15 protein-coding genes are annotated in these 16,747 nt (G+C 45.2%); 11 read left to right on the top strand and 4 right to left on the bottom strand.

Annotated features, from left to right (window positions below; translation table 11 throughout):
* Window positions 1-23 precede the first annotated feature (23 nt).
* The gene (locus IEY09_RS02700; protein WP_088585927.1) at window positions 24-1,553 is read left to right on the top strand and encodes a putative bifunctional diguanylate cyclase/phosphodiesterase; all 1,530 of its coding nucleotides are present in this window, start codon (window positions 24-26) and stop codon (window positions 1,551-1,553) included.
* Here the strand turns inward: IEY09_RS02700 and IEY09_RS02695 are convergent.
* Complete coding sequence (locus IEY09_RS02695) at window positions 1,542-1,955, bottom strand: thioesterase family protein (protein ID WP_037415381.1); 414 nt, start codon at window positions 1,953-1,955, stop codon at window positions 1,542-1,544. The genes IEY09_RS02700 and IEY09_RS02695 overlap by 12 nt on opposite strands.
* A gap of 173 nt (window positions 1,956-2,128) precedes the next feature.
* A complete protein-coding gene (locus IEY09_RS02690) occupies window positions 2,129-3,385 on the bottom strand; it encodes an adenylosuccinate synthase (RefSeq protein ID WP_037415384.1) in 1,257 nt (418 codons plus the stop codon).
* 135 nt (window positions 3,386-3,520) lie between these two features.
* On the opposite strand from IEY09_RS02690, the gene IEY09_RS02685 reads away from it, so the two are divergent.
* Window positions 3,521-4,426 carry a LysR family transcriptional regulator gene (locus IEY09_RS02685; protein ID WP_188869813.1) on the top strand — a complete coding sequence of 302 codons (906 nt, stop codon included), beginning with the start codon at window positions 3,521-3,523 and terminating at the stop codon, window positions 4,424-4,426.
* Between the two features lie 21 nt (window positions 4,427-4,447).
* Here the strand turns inward: IEY09_RS02685 and IEY09_RS02680 are convergent, their stop codons facing one another.
* Window positions 4,448-5,269: a substrate-binding periplasmic protein gene (locus IEY09_RS02680; protein ID WP_188869723.1), complete on the bottom strand. Its 822-nt coding sequence runs from the start codon at window positions 5,267-5,269 to the stop codon at window positions 4,448-4,450.
* 530 nt (window positions 5,270-5,799) lie between these two features.
* Here IEY09_RS02680 and IEY09_RS02675 point away from each other — a divergent pair.
* Window positions 5,800-6,657 (top strand): sulfurtransferase, encoded by an 858-nt coding sequence (locus IEY09_RS02675; RefSeq protein ID WP_188869721.1) that lies wholly within the window; start codon window positions 5,800-5,802, stop codon window positions 6,655-6,657.
* A 92-nt stretch (window positions 6,658-6,749) separates the two neighbouring features.
* Window positions 6,750-7,262, top strand: coding sequence for a DUF2937 family protein (locus tag IEY09_RS02670; RefSeq protein ID WP_069454462.1), 513 nt, complete (start codon window positions 6,750-6,752; stop codon window positions 7,260-7,262).
* Window positions 7,263-7,304: 42 nt separating this feature from the next.
* Here the strand turns inward: IEY09_RS02670 and IEY09_RS02665 are convergent, their stop codons facing one another.
* Window positions 7,305-8,612 carry an NAD(P)/FAD-dependent oxidoreductase gene (locus IEY09_RS02665; RefSeq protein WP_188869718.1) on the bottom strand — a complete coding sequence of 436 codons (1,308 nt, stop codon included), beginning with the start codon at window positions 8,610-8,612 and terminating at the stop codon, window positions 7,305-7,307.
* Window positions 8,613-8,845: 233 nt separating this feature from the next.
* Between IEY09_RS02665 and IEY09_RS02660 the strand changes: the two genes are divergently transcribed.
* The 7 genes from IEY09_RS02660 to IEY09_RS02630 all read left to right on the top strand — a co-directional run bounded on the left by IEY09_RS02660 (window position 8,846) and on the right by IEY09_RS02630 (window position 16,631).
* Window positions 8,846-9,394, top strand: coding sequence for a cupin domain-containing protein (locus IEY09_RS02660; protein WP_037415400.1), 549 nt, complete (start codon window positions 8,846-8,848; stop codon window positions 9,392-9,394).
* A gap of 384 nt (window positions 9,395-9,778) precedes the next feature.
* Entirely contained in the window at window positions 9,779-10,540 is a 762-nt protein-coding gene (locus tag IEY09_RS02655) for a gamma-glutamyl-gamma-aminobutyrate hydrolase family protein (protein WP_037415404.1), read from the top strand.
* Between the two features lies 1 nt (window position 10,541).
* On the top strand, window positions 10,542-11,897 hold the full coding sequence (locus IEY09_RS02650; protein WP_037415407.1) for a glutamine synthetase family protein: 1,356 nt from the start codon (window positions 10,542-10,544) through the stop codon (window positions 11,895-11,897).
* A gap of 622 nt (window positions 11,898-12,519) precedes the next feature.
* Window positions 12,520-13,620 carry a polyamine ABC transporter substrate-binding protein gene (locus IEY09_RS02645; protein ID WP_037415411.1) on the top strand — a complete coding sequence of 367 codons (1,101 nt, stop codon included), beginning with the start codon at window positions 12,520-12,522 and terminating at the stop codon, window positions 13,618-13,620.
* A 160-nt stretch (window positions 13,621-13,780) separates the two neighbouring features.
* Window positions 13,781-14,917 (top strand): polyamine ABC transporter ATP-binding protein, encoded by a 1,137-nt coding sequence (gene potA, locus IEY09_RS02640; RefSeq protein ID WP_037428537.1) that lies wholly within the window; start codon window positions 13,781-13,783, stop codon window positions 14,915-14,917.
* On the top strand, window positions 14,914-15,819 hold the full coding sequence (locus IEY09_RS02635; RefSeq protein ID WP_037415417.1) for an ABC transporter permease subunit: 906 nt from the start codon (window positions 14,914-14,916) through the stop codon (window positions 15,817-15,819). Before potA ends, IEY09_RS02635 begins: the two co-directional genes overlap by 4 nt.
* Window positions 15,816-16,631, top strand: coding sequence for an ABC transporter permease subunit (locus IEY09_RS02630; protein WP_037415420.1), 816 nt, complete (start codon window positions 15,816-15,818; stop codon window positions 16,629-16,631). The genes IEY09_RS02635 and IEY09_RS02630 overlap by 4 nt, the downstream gene beginning before the upstream one ends.
* Window positions 16,632-16,747 lie beyond the last annotated feature (116 nt).

Raw genomic sequence — 16,747 nt, 5'->3', positions numbered from 1 at the left:
CGCTGTAAGATTGAGGCCTAGATATGGTTATTCTGGAGTTTATCAGTTTAGCGTTGGTTATCGTTTTGATCGCCGTGCTGTTTCTTTTACGCACAAGATCCCAAGCATTGCGCCAACAGCAGCAATTCTTAGCACAGTTATGCCCTCAACTTGAAAAGCAAAAGACGGACCGAAGCCCACTTAACATTACAGACGTGCCGCAAGAGTATGCGTCCCTGTATCATTCCTTAAATGAGATGTTAGCCGCGTTACCCGCGGGCATGGGCAAAGATAAGCTGACAGGGTTAAATAATCGTGTTGGACTTAAACGCGCACTGGCTTCGTTAATGCCTATCACACAAGGTACTTTAGTACTTATTGATATTTATCGTTTTCGCTATGTGAACGATCTTTTTGGGTTTGTGTTTGGCGATATTTTGCTAAAACAGTTTGCCGAGCGGTTAACTGGCTTAAGCCTAAAGCCGAAACTGATTGCCCGCTTAAATGGTGATGAGTTTTTTCTCTATTATGAGCAGAGTTTGTCGCAGGAGTCGTTGCTGCATTTACGTGGTCGCTTGCAGGTACCCTTTAAAATTAAGGATACGCCAGTCAGTGTGCGCCTACAAATTGGCTGTTTGCAATTAGCGCAGCACCATGCCGACGTGAGTAATATGCTCAGAAGACTCGATTTGGCACTCAAAAAAGCCCGTTCAACTCGAATCGAAATTGCCTGTTACAGTGAGAATGACGATATTCGCCAGCTGCGAGAATTAAAGATTATTGATAGCTTGCCTAATGGTTTACAACGCAATCATTTATACATGGTTTACCAACCTAAGCAGGATGTTGCTTCAGGCGGATGCACTCAGGTCGAGGCATTAATCCGCTGGGAACATGAAGAGCTAGGATTGGTTTCTCCTGGGGAATTTATCCCACTTGCCGAATGCGCGGGTATGATCGATCTCGTTAGCCATTGGGCCTTAGAACAAGTGCTCCAGCAGCAGGTAAAATGGCGATTAGCGGGGATTTCTGTTTGTGTTGCGTTGAATTTATCGACTCGCGATCTCGATAGTGAAACCTTACCCCATGAAATCGATGCGCGCCTAAAGCATTACCAGTTACCGCCAGAATGCTTAATGATTGAAATTACTGAGAGTACTTTGATGGCAGATTTAAATAAAGCCGTTGATACCTTAGCGCAAATCCGCAGCCTTGGGGTAAAACTCGCCATCGATGATTTTGGTACTGGTCATTCTTCCCTCGCTTATTTAAAACACTTACCTGCAAACGAAGTGAAGATTGATAAAGCATTTCTTGAGGATCTGAAACCGAACGAACCCTCTGAATATATCCTTGAGGCCAGCATTAATATTGCTAAAAAACTCGGTTATGAGGTAACGGTCGAAGGCGTCGAAACCCAAGAGGTGCTTAATTTCTTAGTCAAGATGGGCGTCGATCGGATTCAAGGCATATGCTACGCCAAGCCAATGCGGGCAGTAGAGCTTGAGATGCACTGGCATCGACTTCGTCCTGCTCCCAAAATGCTTTGCGTCAATATGGGGTCACATTCCTAAGCTTAATTGAGTTATTAACTCTGCTGGCATCGGCGCGAGTTGTCGCGCTTGATTCATACAGACCATTTCAATGGTGGCCGTAACCGCAGGTTTTTTGCCGTTGGGTCGCCAAATTTCCTGCTGCCATACAGTGCGGTATTTACTCTCAAAGTAGAACTTAGTGCGGATATCGATGATGTCGGCAAATTCCACGCCTTCGTGGCACAACATATCACTGCGATACACGGCGAAACCTAATTGTTGCTGTTGCCAGAGCTCGCGTAAACGCTCGGCGCCAATCACATGCTCACGGGCGCGCTCGAAGTATTTCAAAAAGTTCGGGTGATACACCACACCAGAAAAGTCGGTATCTTCGTAGTAAATTTGCACAGGAAAAGAATAAGTCGGGCTAAATTGCGGCATAAAATCATCGATATAGGATTATTCATTTGAGCGCAGTCTAGCGGTTTATTTTGTGAAACAAAACCCAAGAGAGTCGCTCAGTCCCATTGGAATGGGGGATGAGTATAAAAAGCAAAAGTAAAAAGCCATATTCGCCGAAACGAATATGGCTTTTTTGTAGGGTAATCGATGCGTTAGCGAATGATCATTTGATCGCGCTCAGGTCCAACTGACACCATGCTGACGCGCACGCCCATGAGGGCTTCGATGCGTTCAACATAATGTTGTGCAGCCTTTGGCAGACTTTCGAAGGTACGGCAAGTGGTGATGTCTTCACTCCAGCTTTCCATTTGCTCATACACTGGGCTTAATGCAGCCGTTTGTGGCCAAATTGGGTTCTCAGTGTGCTCACCGTCGTAGGCAACACAAATCTTGAGATCTTTCATGCCTGTCAGGCAGTCAATCTTGGTCAGGGCGATTTCAGTTGCTGCTTGCAGCTCAACACCATTACGAGTAGCAACGGCATCGAAGTAACCCATATCACGTGGACGACCCGTAGTCGCACCAAACTCGTTGGCGTTTTTACGGAAGTCATCCTGCTCTTCCATCGCGGTAACTAAAGTACCTGTACCGACAGATGAGCTAAAGGCTTTGGCTACGGCAATGATGCGCTCTGGGCGCAGCGCGGGTAAGCCACTGCCTAAACCTGCGAAAGCCGCCGTCACGTTAGAAGAGGTTGTGTACGGATATTCACCGTAAATTAAGTCACGACCTGCGCCTAATTGCGCTTCAAACAGTAAGTTAGCATCTTGTTTTTGCAGCGCTTTTAATGGCTCTGTCACGTTACAGATAAAGGGACGCCATGGCGCGGTGACATCTAATAACCACTGAGTCATTTCGGCGGCAGTTTGGGAGAAGTCACAGCTTGGATAGAGCGCCTTTAACTGTGGTAGCTTCCAATCAAGCATAAATTGAATGCGCTCTTGCAGTACTTCGGGTTGCTTTAACCAACCAACCAGAATGCCTTTTTTCATCACACGATCGCCATAGGCGGGAGCGATACCTTGACGGGTTGAACCGTAGGCCAGATCGCCTAAGCGTTGTTCTTCTAAGGTATCTTCCAGTGCGTGGATAGGTAAGCAAAGGGTTGCGCGGTCAGAAATGCATAACTTAACTTCAATGCCAGCCGCTTCGACTTCGGCGATTTCAACACTGAGTTTTTCAGGGCTGATCACCATGCCTGGGCCAAGTACTGCAACGCAGTTTGGATTGAAAATACCGCTAGGTAATTGGTGTAATTTAAAGGTGCCATAGTCGTTTACGACTGTATGGCCTGCGTTGTTACCGCCTTGAAAGCGAACACTCGCAGCAGCATCAGCGGCTAAATAATCTACGATGCGGCCTTTGCCTTCATCACCCCAATTTGCACCCACAACTACGATAGACGGCATAACATCATCTCCACAGGAATTAAGCGGTTATGCTAGACCCCGTTATCGAATAAGAGAAATTAATTATAGTTATCGCATCGATAAGAAAGTCATATATCATGACGCAATTGGGAATGATGGATGGAGATAAAAGCAATGCTCGAACTTCATTGGCTAAAAACCTTTGTGACATTGGCTGAGTGTAAACACTTTGGTAAAGCAGCTGCGGCGCTGCATATGACACAGCCCAATGTCAGCCTACATATCAAACAACTTGAGCAGAACACGCGGGTGAAGTTGATTGAACGCAATCCGTTTAGGTTAACTCAGGCGGGGTTCCGTTTGCTCGAGAGCAGCCAGAAGACCTTGATGGAGTTGCAAGTGTGTCAGGCGGATCTCAATGCCATCAACGATCTTAGCCAAGGTACCTTAACCATAGCGGCTAGCGACATCATTTCTCGCTTTTTGTTAATTCAGCCTTTTCAATTGTTTAAAGCGGAATTCCCCGGGATTGATTTTTCCCTGCTTAATACGACTTCGTTTCAAGCTTCGGAACTGGTCACCAATGCCGAGGCGGATTTAGGTTTTGTTATCGCTCAAAAGGAAAGTCAGCCGCTACATTTTACTGAGTTGCAGCAAATCAAATGGTGCGCACTTGGGAACAATTTAGCGCTATGGCAGCAGAGTCAAGGGCGTGATGATATGCCATTAGCGGAGCAACCTACCTTGATTTTACTTGGGCACGATACCCGTACCCGCGAGCTGCTTGATCCCGCCTTACCTAGCTTAAATTTGCCTCGCTATCGGATTATGGAAGTCGGCAGTGTTGATGCCCAAATCGATTGGGCGGAGGCTGGCTTTGGGGTGGCTATTGTGCCTGAGTTTTCCATTTACACTAAGACAAACTTAAAGAGTAAGGTGACACCACTGCCGGATTTTCCAAGTACAAGCCTAGGCTATATTGTGCGCCAAAATCAGATTTTATCTAAAGCCATTAAACAGTTATTGCAGTGGGTCAATCAAGAGATTATCCGCATTCAAGGACAGAGTGTGGGGAGCTAACTTCAAGGCTGGATTAGGTAATTAATTAGCACTCAACAATTGCTGATATTGGCCATTTTCTTTCAGCATGGATAAGCCTTGATCGAGGGCTTTAGCCAATAACGCAGCTTTAGGGTTTTCCTTCGAGAACGCTAAATAAATCTGACTGCTGTGGTTGTCAAAGGCGGCGATGACTTCATCGCTTACACCCATTTTTTGCAGGTTTTCTTGTGCGACAAGATCAAACATAACAGCCGCATCGATTCGGCCAATCAGCAGTAAATTGATAAGTTGCTGTTGGGTGGCGACCGTGACGATGTTCAATTGACGTTGTTTGACTAATTCAGGAAATTCGTCCCCATATTCATAGCTTTTTATTACTCCAACATTGCTGCCTTTTGGTATTTGCCATTTGTTTTCAGCAAGTAAAGAACGTTGCTTTCGTTGATAGAATGAGGCTGTTGCGACAAATAATGGCATCTGCCCAAAGACGAAACGTTGCTCAGTGCTGGCTTCTCTGGTGACATTAAATACTCCATCGACAGCCCCTTTTTCGGCCATCATCAAGGCTCGGCTGTAGGGCACAACAAGACTATTGACCTCAATGTGAGCTTGTTTAAATGCGGCTTCGATCAGTCGATGAGAAATGCCTTGGCCAAACTGGTTTGCAAATGGGGGCCAACTGTCTTCGGCTGCTAAGGTAACAGTCTGAGATGAGGAGTTTTGTATAACATTTTGACTTTCTTGAGCTTTAGCTTGATGGCTGACTAAGAATAACAATAATAGTGAGGTACTCAGTAAAAAAAACAGTGTCGAAAAACATCGCTGCTCAATTTTAGCCTTAGTCTCACCGCAAACACGCATTTTATGTCCATATTAGCCTATTCCTAATGGGGTAACTTATAGCATAAGTCTTTATTATGAGGCCAATTATTTTGAGCTGTGCACATACAATTGTGACTCTCACTTTACCTACAGATAACGAGTAAACGGTACCTATGAGACTAGAAGTCGTGAAGGCGAAGATGGCTAGCTGATGAGCTAGGGTTAAAGATAAGATGGTTTATCTGGCGCTACCTCGGTTTACTCTTTGCAGTAACTAAAGTTGAGCGTATTTTTTATATTGTTATTCAATGTATTGGCTTAGTTTTGATTCAGCGATTATAGGCCGTTAAGTATCAAGGTTATCGAAAAATGCTTGTTGCACCTGTAGAAAATAGCTGGTTTAGTGGAGGTGAATCACCACAAAGCCTAAATCATTTTGAAAGTATTTAGGGGGCGTTTTCAGGTTAAATTGCTGTCAAAATACCTCGAAACTTCAATACGCCATTAATGCAAGATAATCGCGATGGGGTGTTGAATTTGAATCAATAAAACAACAATAAGGACAACCAATGGAATATCCTCTCGTCAGTACTCAATGGCTCGAAGCGCATCTTACCTCGCCTGATTTAGTGTTACTCGACGCCAGTATGGCCGTGGTTTTGGGCAAAGAGCCGATTGTCTATTCAGAGCCTGTATGTATTCCTCGCTCGAGGTGCTTTGATGTGGAAGAGGATTTTTGCGATAAAACGTCTTCTCAAACCCATGCGTTACCCAAATTTGAACAGTTTGTAGAAGGAATTGCCAAGCTTGGTATTAGCCCGAACAGCGTGGTTGTTATCTATGATAATCAAGGTATTTATTCATCTCCGCGCGCTTGGTGGATTTTCAAAGTAATGGGATTTCACCGTGTGTATGTGCTCGATGGTGGCTTACCTCAATGGATGGCTGAAGATAGAGTCACCTCATCTCGCTACCAGGAAGAAGGGATAGATTATGGCGCAAGCGATAGTGAGGAACTGACTGCTGTACTGGAATATCAGCCTGCGAAGGTGATGGATGCTGAGGCTGTGTTAGCCAAACTTGATGATAGCGATAGTGCAATTATTGATGCACGGGGATCGGCGCGCTTTTTAGGCCAAGTGAGTGAGCCGCGACCTGGAGTGCGCAGCGGGCATATTCCCCATTCGGTCAATCTCCCCTTTGGTGACGTGCTCAATGGCTTCAAAATCAAAGATGTGGCCGAATTGGTTAAGCTGTTTCAAGGGCTTGTTAGCGATAAACCGTTAAGGATTTTTAGCTGTGGCTCGGGTATTACCGCCTGTATTTTAATCTTAGCCTCGGTCGCTGCGGGGCATACTGATGCTGTACTTTACGATGGTTCTTGGGCGGACTGGGGCAGTCGCAACGATTTACCCATCGAGCGTTAAACGATATTAGGTGGAGTGCAGTCCTTCGGAATGCTAACCTTGCCGCAATCAATTGACGGTGATATGTCCTTTGACTTATCAAGGAGTTTGTCATGATAACCAGATTGTTCGATAAATTGATCTTTGGCTTTATCTTAGTGATGGCGCTGCAACTCCCCCAATTAGCCGATCATTATCAGCAATTTTTGGCGGGGCTCTATACTTCGACTCAATGGCAAGTTGAGGGCTATAAGGCCACGGCTAAGGCGTATCACTTCAGCGATGTGGAAACCATGATCGCCCGCCATTTGCAAAATGAAGAGCCTAGCGTTAGGGCGGATGCCGAGCAAAAGCGCCAGACGTTGGCTCTGCTGCAAACACTTCAACAGGGAATGCAGACTTTTGAGCAGGGCAATCTCTTCGAGAAAACCGCCTATATGTTCAATCCCGCTCGTTTTGAATATTTAGAGCAGACTATTGTTAACTTTAAGCCTGGCATCCCGTTAACCGCCAGTGGTATCGGTTTTGGCGTGTTGGTGGCGTTAATCGTGCATTATCTTGGTTCACTGCCTTTTATTCTGTGGGCAAGGCGGCGTAGGCGGATTAAATTAACCCGCGCCCTATAGGTCGTTGGATACTTGCGCGTTTATCCAACGACAGAGCAAACCTTAGAATAAGTCCTTAAACCTGTGGTACAGCATACCTGCAGCCAGCATAGGCGAGCGGAATGTGGGGCCGCCAGGGAAGGTCATATGCTTAATCTTGGCGAATACATCAAAATATCCTGCTTGCTGACAAATGGCTTCGGCTAGGAGTTTTGCTGCCATGTGGGTGGCATTTACGCCATGACCTGCATAGGCTTGGGCGTAAAAAATATTACTCGCATCGGGTAGGCGACCAATTTGCGGCATACGGTTGGCGCCAATGCCTATCATGCCGCCCCATTCGTAATCGATGCGTACGCCTTTTAATTGTGGGAATACCTTTTCAAGATTGGGCCTAAGCGCTGCCTCTATATCCTTTGGGTCTTTGCCTGAATAAGTACAAAGGCCACCAAACAGTAAGCGTCTATCCGCTGATAAGTGGAAGTAATCTAGGGCGATTCGCATATCTGCAAATGCCATGTTTTGCGGGATAAGGCTTTGGCATTGCGCTTCTGTGAGTGGTTCAGTTGCAAGTAGATAACTCCCCGCAGGAAGCACCTTACCGCCGATGTAGCTATTTAATTTATGGCCAATATAGGCGTTGCCTGCGAGTACGAGATATTGGCAAGTCACTTCGCCTTTTGCCGTTAATACTCGCGGTTTATTGCCTGAAATAATCTTTTCTACGGCGCTGTATTCAAATAATTGCGCACCTAATTCACGGGCAACACGAGCCTCACCCAAGGCCAAGTTAAGTGGATGTAAATGGCCACTTCCCATATCCACTAGGGCACCTTGGTAAAATTCTGAGCCGATAACTTCACTGAGTTGGGATTGGGTCAGCAGCTTTATTTCATGCTGATATCCTAGGCTTTTAAGACTGTCGAATTCGTCTTGAAGCTCAATCATATGTCGAGGCTTCACTGCAAGATCGCAATAGCCCATTTGTAAGTCACAATCGATATCATGGGTCTGTATCCGATTTCTAACGATCTCCACGGCTTCAAAGCCCATTTGCTGGATCGCACTAACACCTTCTTGTCCAATTTCGTTTATAAATTGCGCTGGGTCATGGCCAATACCTCGGATCAGCTCGCCGCCATTGCGTCCTGAAGCGCCCCAGCCAATTCGTTTTGCCTCAAGCAACACCACACTTAAGCCTCGCTGTCTTAGCTCAATCGCTGTGTTAATGCCGCTAAAGCCGCCACCCACAATACAAACATCTGCCGTTATGCTGCCTTCAAGTTGAGGGTGAGCGTAAATTTCTTTAGCAGTATCAAGATAATAAGAGTGAGGGTATTGTTCACTATGCACTGGAGGTTTAGTGGCCATTAGGGCTCCAAAAAATTGTTTTTATTGTAAATTGGGCTTGTCTCAGTATACTCATCACACTTTTGTGATACTGCTTTAAAGTGTTCGTTTTATTTAACACACTTTTTAGCTAGAATACAACGGAAGCGATTAAACTCACGCTTTTAGGGCTAAAATGTGTTTGGGATGGTGTTTATCCTGAACAACCGTTCTTCATCTATCGGGGCGACCGATCCTTTGGGGAGATGTGAAATTTGGATATTGGAGCCAGTCTCAGAACTGTTCGAAAAATGAAAGGCTTATCTCAACGCGAGTTGGCTAAGCGTGCTGGTGTGACTAACAGTACGATTTCAATGATCGAAAAAAACAGTGTTAGCCCATCCGTCAGTTCTTTGAAAAAAGTATTGTCGGGTATCCCTATGTCTTTAGTCGATTTTTTCTCAATTGAAGCTTCAATTGAGTGTGAGCAAAAAGTGGTATATCGCTCCGATGAACTCCTCAACATAGGTACAGGGCCATTAGAATTCAAATTGATTGGTCGTGATTTTCCCAATCGTGCCATGTCGGTGATGAGTGAAACCTATCCACCGGGTTCGGATACGGGCGAGGAAATGCTGAAACACGAAGGTGAAGAAGCTGCCATGGTGATTGAAGGTAAGTTCGAGCTTACCGTTGGCGACGAGGTATATATCTTAGAAGCGGGTGATAGCTATTACTTTAATAGTGAGCTACCCCATCGATTTCGCAATCCCTTCGATGAGCCTTGTCGGCTGATCAGTGCTACAACCCCTGCTAATTTCTAATTGCGTAACGCTGTCCTAGATTGCCTAGGGTAGCGTTCTCTTTGAGAACCCACCAGTTACTCACCATGTTAGTCCGGCTTTGGATTGTAATATATCATTCAAAGTGTAAATAATATTTTTCAAATGAACTTAGGTTTTCAGTCTTTATCTTTGGCTAATTTTTATCCTAACAATACTGCTGGTGGTTGTTTTATCATCAAAAAACAAAGATTGTTAGTTTAAGTTTCTGTATTAAAACTAAAAATTACGCATTAAAATCAAACTGTCATTAACAAGTGTTTAACCTCTTGCCTGGGGTTAAATTTCGGTGTACTGTGTGAAAAAATGAACATTAAAAATTAACTTGTTCATTGTACTCGTGAATAAATGCTTGGAAGGTGAGTTATGTCTACCCTGTTACCCCTTATTGGTGTTATTGCGTGTAACCAACGATTGGGTTCACACCCTTTTAATATTGTTGGCGAAAAATACCTATTAGGTGTGGTAAATGGTGCTAAGGGGTGGCCACTTGTGATCCCATCCTTAGGCGCGGACCAACCTATCGAAGCCATTCTGGCAAGACTTGACGGTATTCTGTTTACGGGTTCGCCCTCTAACGTTGAGCCACACCTTTATGCGGGGGTACCGAGTGAAGCGGGTACTCACCACGATCCTAAGCGAGACGCTACGACACTACCACTTATTCGAGCTGCCATTGCTGCGGGAGTCCCCGTGCTTGGGATTTGTCGCGGTTTTCAAGAAATGAACGTGGCTTTTGGTGGCAGTCTGCACCAGAAGTTACACGAAGTGGGCGGTTTTATTGAACATAGAGAAGATAAAGAGGCCTCGTTAGAGGTGCAATATGGGCCATCCCACAGTATTACTGTGGAGCCTGGGGGGGTCATTTACGAGGCTTGGGGCCGTAACTCTGCAGAGGTTAACTCTGTGCATACTCAAGGCGTGGAGCGCCTTGGGATGGGGTTGCGGCCAGAAGCTTGTGCTCCTGATGGTCTTGTGGAGGCTTTCTCCGTGATCGATGCCACTGAATTTGCCCTCGGTGTGCAATGGCATCCTGAATGGAAAGTAAGTGAAAACCCATTTTACCTCTCAATATTCAATGCCTTTGGCGATGCGTGTCGTCGTAGGGCTACAACTCGAGTGAAATAAAATGAATAAGCTAATCGCTTTTTTAAAAGAACGAAAAATCACAGAAGTCGAATGTGTTATCAGCGATATGACTGGTATCGCCCGTGGCAAAATTGCCCCAGTAGATAAATTTCTCGATGAAAAAGGTATGCGCTTACCCGAAAGCGTGTTGCTGCAAACCGTCACCGGTGACTTTGTCGACGATGATATCTATTACAGTTTGCTCGATGATGCCGATATCGATTTTGTCTGCGTTCCCGATGAAAATGCAGTATTTATGCTGCCTTGGACGATTGAAGCTACGGCACAGGTGATCCACGATTGTTACGACAGAATGGGCAATCCTATCGAATTATCACCTCGTAACGTCTTGAAAAAAGTGTTGTCTCTTTATGATGAAAAAGGCTGGGAGCCTGTTATTGCACCTGAGATGGAGTTTTACTTGACCAGCCGCAGCGATGATCACGATTTACCCCTCAAGCCGCCTATTGGCCGCTCAGGCAGACCGGAAGCGGGGCGTCAGTCTTTTTCAATTGATGCCGCCAACGAATACGATCCTCTGTTTGAAGATATGTATGACTGGTGCGAAATTCAGGGTTTAGATATTGATACGCTTATCCATGAAGATGGCCCAGCACAGATGGAGATTAACTTCAGTCACGGTAACCCGTTATCATTGGCGGATCAGGTATTTGTGTTTAAGCGCACTCTACGTGAAGCGGCATTAAAGCATAATGTTTGCGCTACCTTTATGGCAAAACCCGTAACCGATGAGCCGGGTAGTGCTATGCATATTCATCAAAGTGTGATTAACAAAGAAACCGGTAAAAATATATTTACCAACGAAGATGGTACGCAAAGTGCGTTGTTTTTGAGTTATATCGCAGGGCTACAGAAATTTATTCCTGAACTCCTACCTTTGATGGCGCCAAATGCTAACTCATTCCGTCGATTCTTACCGGGAACCTCTGCGCCCGTTAACTTGGAATGGGGTGTTGAAAATAGGACCTGTGGTTTACGTATTCCGGAATCTTCACCTCAAAATCGTCGTATTGAAAACCGCATTCCTGGTGCGGATGCTAACTGCTACTTAGCCATTGCTGCGAGTTTACTCTGTGGTTATATCGGTATGGTCGAGGGACTTAAACCCTCCACACCCGTTCAAGGTAAATCCAATGAAAGCCGGAGCAATAACCCACACTGCTTACCATTAACCTTGGAAGAGGCGTTAGCCGCGATGGAAGAAAGTGATGCCTGTAAGGAATATTTAGGTGAGTCCTTTACCACGGGCTTTGTGGCCGTCAAACAGGCCGAGCTTGAAAATTTCCGCAGAGTGGTGAGTTCGTGGGAGCGAGAATTTTTATTACTCAGTGTATAAAATGTTTTACATAGGTTGCACTGTTTTTGTTCAATGTTGCCATGTTGTTAACGGATTCTAACGCCTGACAATGAGAACATTCAAACAGTGATTAAAAACTCTCTGCACCATTTTGGGTTGCTTGCTTAACTTTGGTGCAGAGTGCTTTTAACCTTAAGTGCTTACTTTGGATAAAGGGAAGATTTATCTGCTCTTTTGAGTGCTCATTCATTTAGTGTCTCTGTGTGCGGTGCTTGGGTCCTAAGAGTAAATACATAAAGTTGAACCTGTAAGTTTGGTTTTAACTGGCTGTTAGTTAATAACTTTGTAAGATGGTTGCAGCGGTTTCCCTAGGGGCTTGAGGCATTTGCCTTAATATTGCAAGATGTATGGTGTTACGATAACTAGTCTATTTTTATGCTTGTTAATGCAAATATAGATATAGATAAATTTGGCATGAAATCTGATAATCCCATTCATTGCAGCGACCTAGAGATGAAGGCATTATGGTGCTGTAGAGACTGCCGATGCGGTTTTTAAGGTGTAGCATTGGTCGAGAATAACAACAATAACCGAGCAGATGGTCGGTGACACAATTTCAGAATTGTTAAAGGCAATTCTGCTACCCGAGAAAGGAGAAAGCATGAAGCTATTTAATAAGATGACGACTTTGGCGCTAGTAACCGCAGGATCACTTGCCAGCGTAGCTGCTCAAGCTGAAGAAGTTGTGCGTGTATATAATTGGTCTGATTATATTGCAGAAGACACCTTAGAAAACTTCAAAAAGGAAACTGGGATTCGGGTGATTTACGATGTGTTTGATAGCAACGAAGTCGTCGAAGCTAAGTTATTATCTGGTCGCAGCGGCTATGACATCGTTGTCCCATCTAACCATTTCCTCGCTAAACAGATTAAGGCCGGTGCATTCAAGCCACTAGACCGCTCTAAACTCACCAATTTTAAAAACCTCAATGCTGACCTGATGAAGCTGTTAGAGAAGGCCGATCCAGGTAATCAATATGCAGTCCCTTATCTCTGGGGAACGAATGGTATTGGTTACAACATCAATAAAGTGAAAGCGGCTGTGGGTGAAGATGCACCATTAAATTCTATGGAGCTGATCTTTAACCCAAAATATGCTGAAAAAATCTCTAAATGTGGCTTTGCCATGTTAGATTCGGCCGATGATATGGTGCCACAGGCGATGATTTATCTTGGGCTCGATCCTAACAGTACTAAGGCCGAAGATTACGAAAAAGCCGGTGAGTTACTCGAAAAGATTCGTCCCTATGTGACGTATTTCCATTCATCACGTTATATCTCTGATCTCGCCAATGGTGATATTTGCGTGGCTTATGGTTTCTCTGGTGATGTGTTCCAAGCTGCTGCCCGCGCCGATGAAGCGGGTAATGGCAATAAGATTGGTTACTCTATTCCTAAAGAAGGCGCCAACCTGTGGTTTGATATGTTAGCCATCCCAGCAGACGCCACTAACGTGGAAAATGCTCACAAGCTTATCAACTACTTACTTCGCCCTGAGGTGATTGCACCTATCTCTAACTATGTGGCTTACGCAAATCCTAACGATCCTGCACAGCCCTTAGTCGATGAAGCGATTCGCAATGACCCAGCGATTTATCCACCAAAAGAAGTATTAGATAAATTGTATATTGGCGAAATTCGTCCATTGAAAATCCAACGTGTATTAACTCGCGTCTGGACCAAAGTGAAATCTGGCCAATAATCGACATGGGGCAAGCACAGCTTGCCCCTTTTGATAAACAAGACAATGGCTGCTCCTTTGGACATTAAGTCTTCAAGATTAAATCTCTATTCATTAATTCATTGTGTAAATCTCAAGTGTTGAATGTGTTATCACATCAATACTCGGGTGGAGAAGTACTATGGCAAGCACCTCGGGCGTCACCAATAAACCCACTACAAAGACGCAAGAAAAAGTCCTGCTTAAGATTGAGCGGGTCAGTAAGCTGTTTGATGATGTGCGTGCAGTTGACGACGTATCATTGACGATCAATAAAGGCGAAATTTTTGCCTTACTTGGAGGCTCAGGCTCGGGTAAGTCTACCTTGTTGCGTATGCTCGCGGGGTTCGAAAGACCGACCTCTGGGCGGATTTTTCTCGATGGTGAAGATATTACCGATCTACCGCCTTATGAACGTCCGATCAATATGATGTTCCAATCCTATGCGCTATTTCCCCATATGACAGTGGCACAAAATATCGCCTTTGGTTTAAAGCAAGACAAATTACCGAAAGCTGAAATTGAGCAACGCGTACAGGAAATGCTCAAGTTGGTACATATGGAGCAATACGGGAAACGTAAACCGCATCAGCTTTCTGGTGGTCAGCGCCAACGGGTCGCCCTTGCTCGATCTTTGGCAAAACGTCCGAAATTATTATTGCTTGACGAGCCCATGGGTGCGCTAGATAAAAAACTGCGTACTCAGATGCAGTTGGAAGTGGTTGAAATCCTAGAACGTGTTGGTGTGACCTGTGTGATGGTGACCCATGATCAGGAAGAGGCCATGACCATGGCGGGCCGGATCTCGATTATGAGTGATGGTTGGATAGCTCAAACCGGCTCTCCTATGGATATCTACGAGAGTCCAAATAGTCGCATGATTGCCGAATTTATCGGTTCAGTGAACCTCTTTGGCGGTGAGATTGAAGTGGACGAAGTCGACCACCTCATCATTAAACCCAATGATTTAGTACAGCCTTTCTATGTGGGTTACGGGGTAACCACCAGTGTTGAAGAAAAGCACGTATGGCTCGCTGTCCGCCCAGAGAAAACCATTATCAGCCGTGAACAACCTGAAGGTGAATACAACTGGGCTAAGGGCATAGTGCATGATATAGCCTATTTAGGTGGGATCTCGGTGTACTACATTCGCCTTGAAAATGGTCAGATTGTGCAATGCAGTATGACAAACCGTGAACGCCGCGCCGACCATGCAACCTGGGATGATGAAGTGTTTATCAGTTGGGAGGACACCAGTGGCGTGGTGTTAAGATCATGAAGATAAAGTCCAAACTTAAATGGCTTAAAGGACGCTTCTGGACGATAAGTCTACCTTATACTTGGCTATTGCTGTTCTTCGCCTTGCCCTTTGCCATTGTCCTTAAAATTAGTTTCTCTACGGCGGCGATTTCAATTCCGCCCTATGAGGCGACTTTTCAATATGCAGATGATGTACTAAATATCTTCCTGCATTTGGGTAACTATTTGATGTTGCTAGATGATTCGCTGTATTACACCGCGTATCTCAGCTCATTAAAAATGGCGCTCATTTCAACCATTGGTTGTTTGATCATTGGTTATCCTATGGCCTATGCCATTGCCCGTGCGCCAGCAAGGTTGCAAACTGTGCTGTTGTTATTGGTGATGCTACCTTCTTGGACCTCGTTCTTAATCCGCGTTTATGCCTGGATGGGGATCTTAAGTAACACGGGTATTATCAATAACACATTGATGTGGTTAGGTGTCATTTCTGAGCCATTGCAAATCTTGAACACCAATATCGCGGTCTATATCGGGATTATCTATGCCTATTTGCCCTTTATGATCTTGCCGCTGTATGCGACCTTAGTGAAGTTAGATATGAGCTTGATTGAGGCTGCTTCGGATTTAGGATCAAGCCGGATTAACACTTTCTGGAAAATTACTTTTCCTTTATCCAAAAGTGGGGTGATTGCTGGATCGATGTTGGTATTTATTCCGGCAGTCGGCGAGTTTGTGATCCCTGAACTGCTCGGCGGTCCAGATTCGTTAATGATAGGTAAAGTGTTGTGGCAGGAATTCTTCAATAACCGTGATTGGCCTATGGCCTCATCACTGGCGATTGTGATGCTGGCACTACTGATTATTCCTATTACCTTATTCCATCGCTATCAAGCACGTAGTTTGGAGAAAGACCTATGAAAAAGCTGAGTTTTTCTTCTGTAATGCTGTGGTTTGGGTTGTTCTTTTTATACGCGCCTATGCTGATTCTAGTGATCTATTCTTTTAACGAATCCAAGCTTGTGACAGTGTGGGGCGGTTTTTCACCTAAGTGGTACGGCGAGCTATTTGCCGATCAGCAGATCCTCGATGCCGTATGGACCAGCCTAAGAATTGCGTTTTACAGCTCCACTATGGCGGTGATTATCGGCACTATGGCTGCCTTTGTGATGACGCGGTTTAAGCGTTCATGGGCCAAGCTCACTTTGTCAAATATGATCACAGCGCCCTTGGTTATGCCAGAGGTCATCACGGGTTTGTCATTACTGCTGCTATTTGTGCATTTGGCAGATCTTTTAGGTTGGCCGAAAGAGCGCGGCATGGTGACTGTATGGATTGCCCATTCGACCTTCTGTGCGGCCTATGTGGCTGTGGTGGTGTCTTCAAGATTGCGTGAGTTAGACATGTCAATCGAAGAGGCGGCAATGGATCTTGGTGCAACACCGCTTAAGACCTTCTTCCTGATCACTGTGCCTATGATTTCGCCGGCATTAGTGGCGGGGTGGTTGTTATCCTTTAGCCTGTCACTCGATGACTTAGTGATTGCAAGCTTTGCCTCAGGCCCCGGTGCGACGACCTTACCTATGGTGGTGTTCTCCTCGGTGCGCTTGGGGGTATCGCCTAAGATCAACGCCTTGGCAACACTTATCATTCTGTGCGTGTCGTTAATTGCCTTCCTGTCGTGGTATATGGCAAGACGCGCCGAAAAACGTGAACGAATGCCGCTTAACTAACGTGTACTAACATACACAAATAAGCGGGGATTCCAGTGCTGAGATTCAAGAGCAGAGTGAGCAAGCACTGAGTCGAAATCTCGAGTGAAAAAGGATGGCCTTAATACCAAAGGCCA

This window comes from Shewanella xiamenensis, from assembly GCF_014647135.1.
GTDB lineage: Bacteria > Pseudomonadota > Gammaproteobacteria > Enterobacterales > Shewanellaceae > Shewanella > Shewanella xiamenensis.
This window is presented reverse-complemented; position numbering and strand designations above follow the sequence as displayed.

Coding starts and splice junctions, on each gene's coding strand:
- IEY09_RS02700 (WP_088585927.1), top strand. CDS start 24: ATGGTTATTCTGGAGTTTATCAGTTTAGCGTTGGTTATCGTTTTGATC.
- IEY09_RS02695 (WP_037415381.1), bottom strand. CDS start 1,955: ATGCCGCAATTTAGCCCGACTTATTCTTTTCCTGTGCAAATTTACTAC.
- IEY09_RS02690 (WP_037415384.1), bottom strand. CDS start 3,385: ATGCCGTCTATCGTAGTTGTGGGTGCAAATTGGGGTGATGAAGGCAAA.
- IEY09_RS02685 (WP_188869813.1), top strand. CDS start 3,521: ATGCTCGAACTTCATTGGCTAAAAACCTTTGTGACATTGGCTGAGTGT.
- IEY09_RS02680 (WP_188869723.1), bottom strand. CDS start 5,269: ATGCGTGTTTGCGGTGAGACTAAGGCTAAAATTGAGCAGCGATGTTTT.
- IEY09_RS02675 (WP_188869721.1), top strand. CDS start 5,800: ATGGAATATCCTCTCGTCAGTACTCAATGGCTCGAAGCGCATCTTACC.
- IEY09_RS02670 (WP_069454462.1), top strand. CDS start 6,750: ATGATAACCAGATTGTTCGATAAATTGATCTTTGGCTTTATCTTAGTG.
- IEY09_RS02665 (WP_188869718.1), bottom strand. CDS start 8,612: ATGGCCACTAAACCTCCAGTGCATAGTGAACAATACCCTCACTCTTAT.
- IEY09_RS02655 (WP_037415404.1), top strand. CDS start 9,779: ATGTCTACCCTGTTACCCCTTATTGGTGTTATTGCGTGTAACCAACGA.
- IEY09_RS02650 (WP_037415407.1), top strand. CDS start 10,542: ATGAATAAGCTAATCGCTTTTTTAAAAGAACGAAAAATCACAGAAGTC.
- IEY09_RS02645 (WP_037415411.1), top strand. CDS start 12,520: ATGAAGCTATTTAATAAGATGACGACTTTGGCGCTAGTAACCGCAGGA.
- potA (WP_037428537.1), top strand. CDS start 13,781: ATGGCAAGCACCTCGGGCGTCACCAATAAACCCACTACAAAGACGCAA.
- IEY09_RS02635 (WP_037415417.1), top strand. CDS start 14,914: ATGAAGATAAAGTCCAAACTTAAATGGCTTAAAGGACGCTTCTGGACG.
- IEY09_RS02630 (WP_037415420.1), top strand. CDS start 15,816: ATGAAAAAGCTGAGTTTTTCTTCTGTAATGCTGTGGTTTGGGTTGTTC.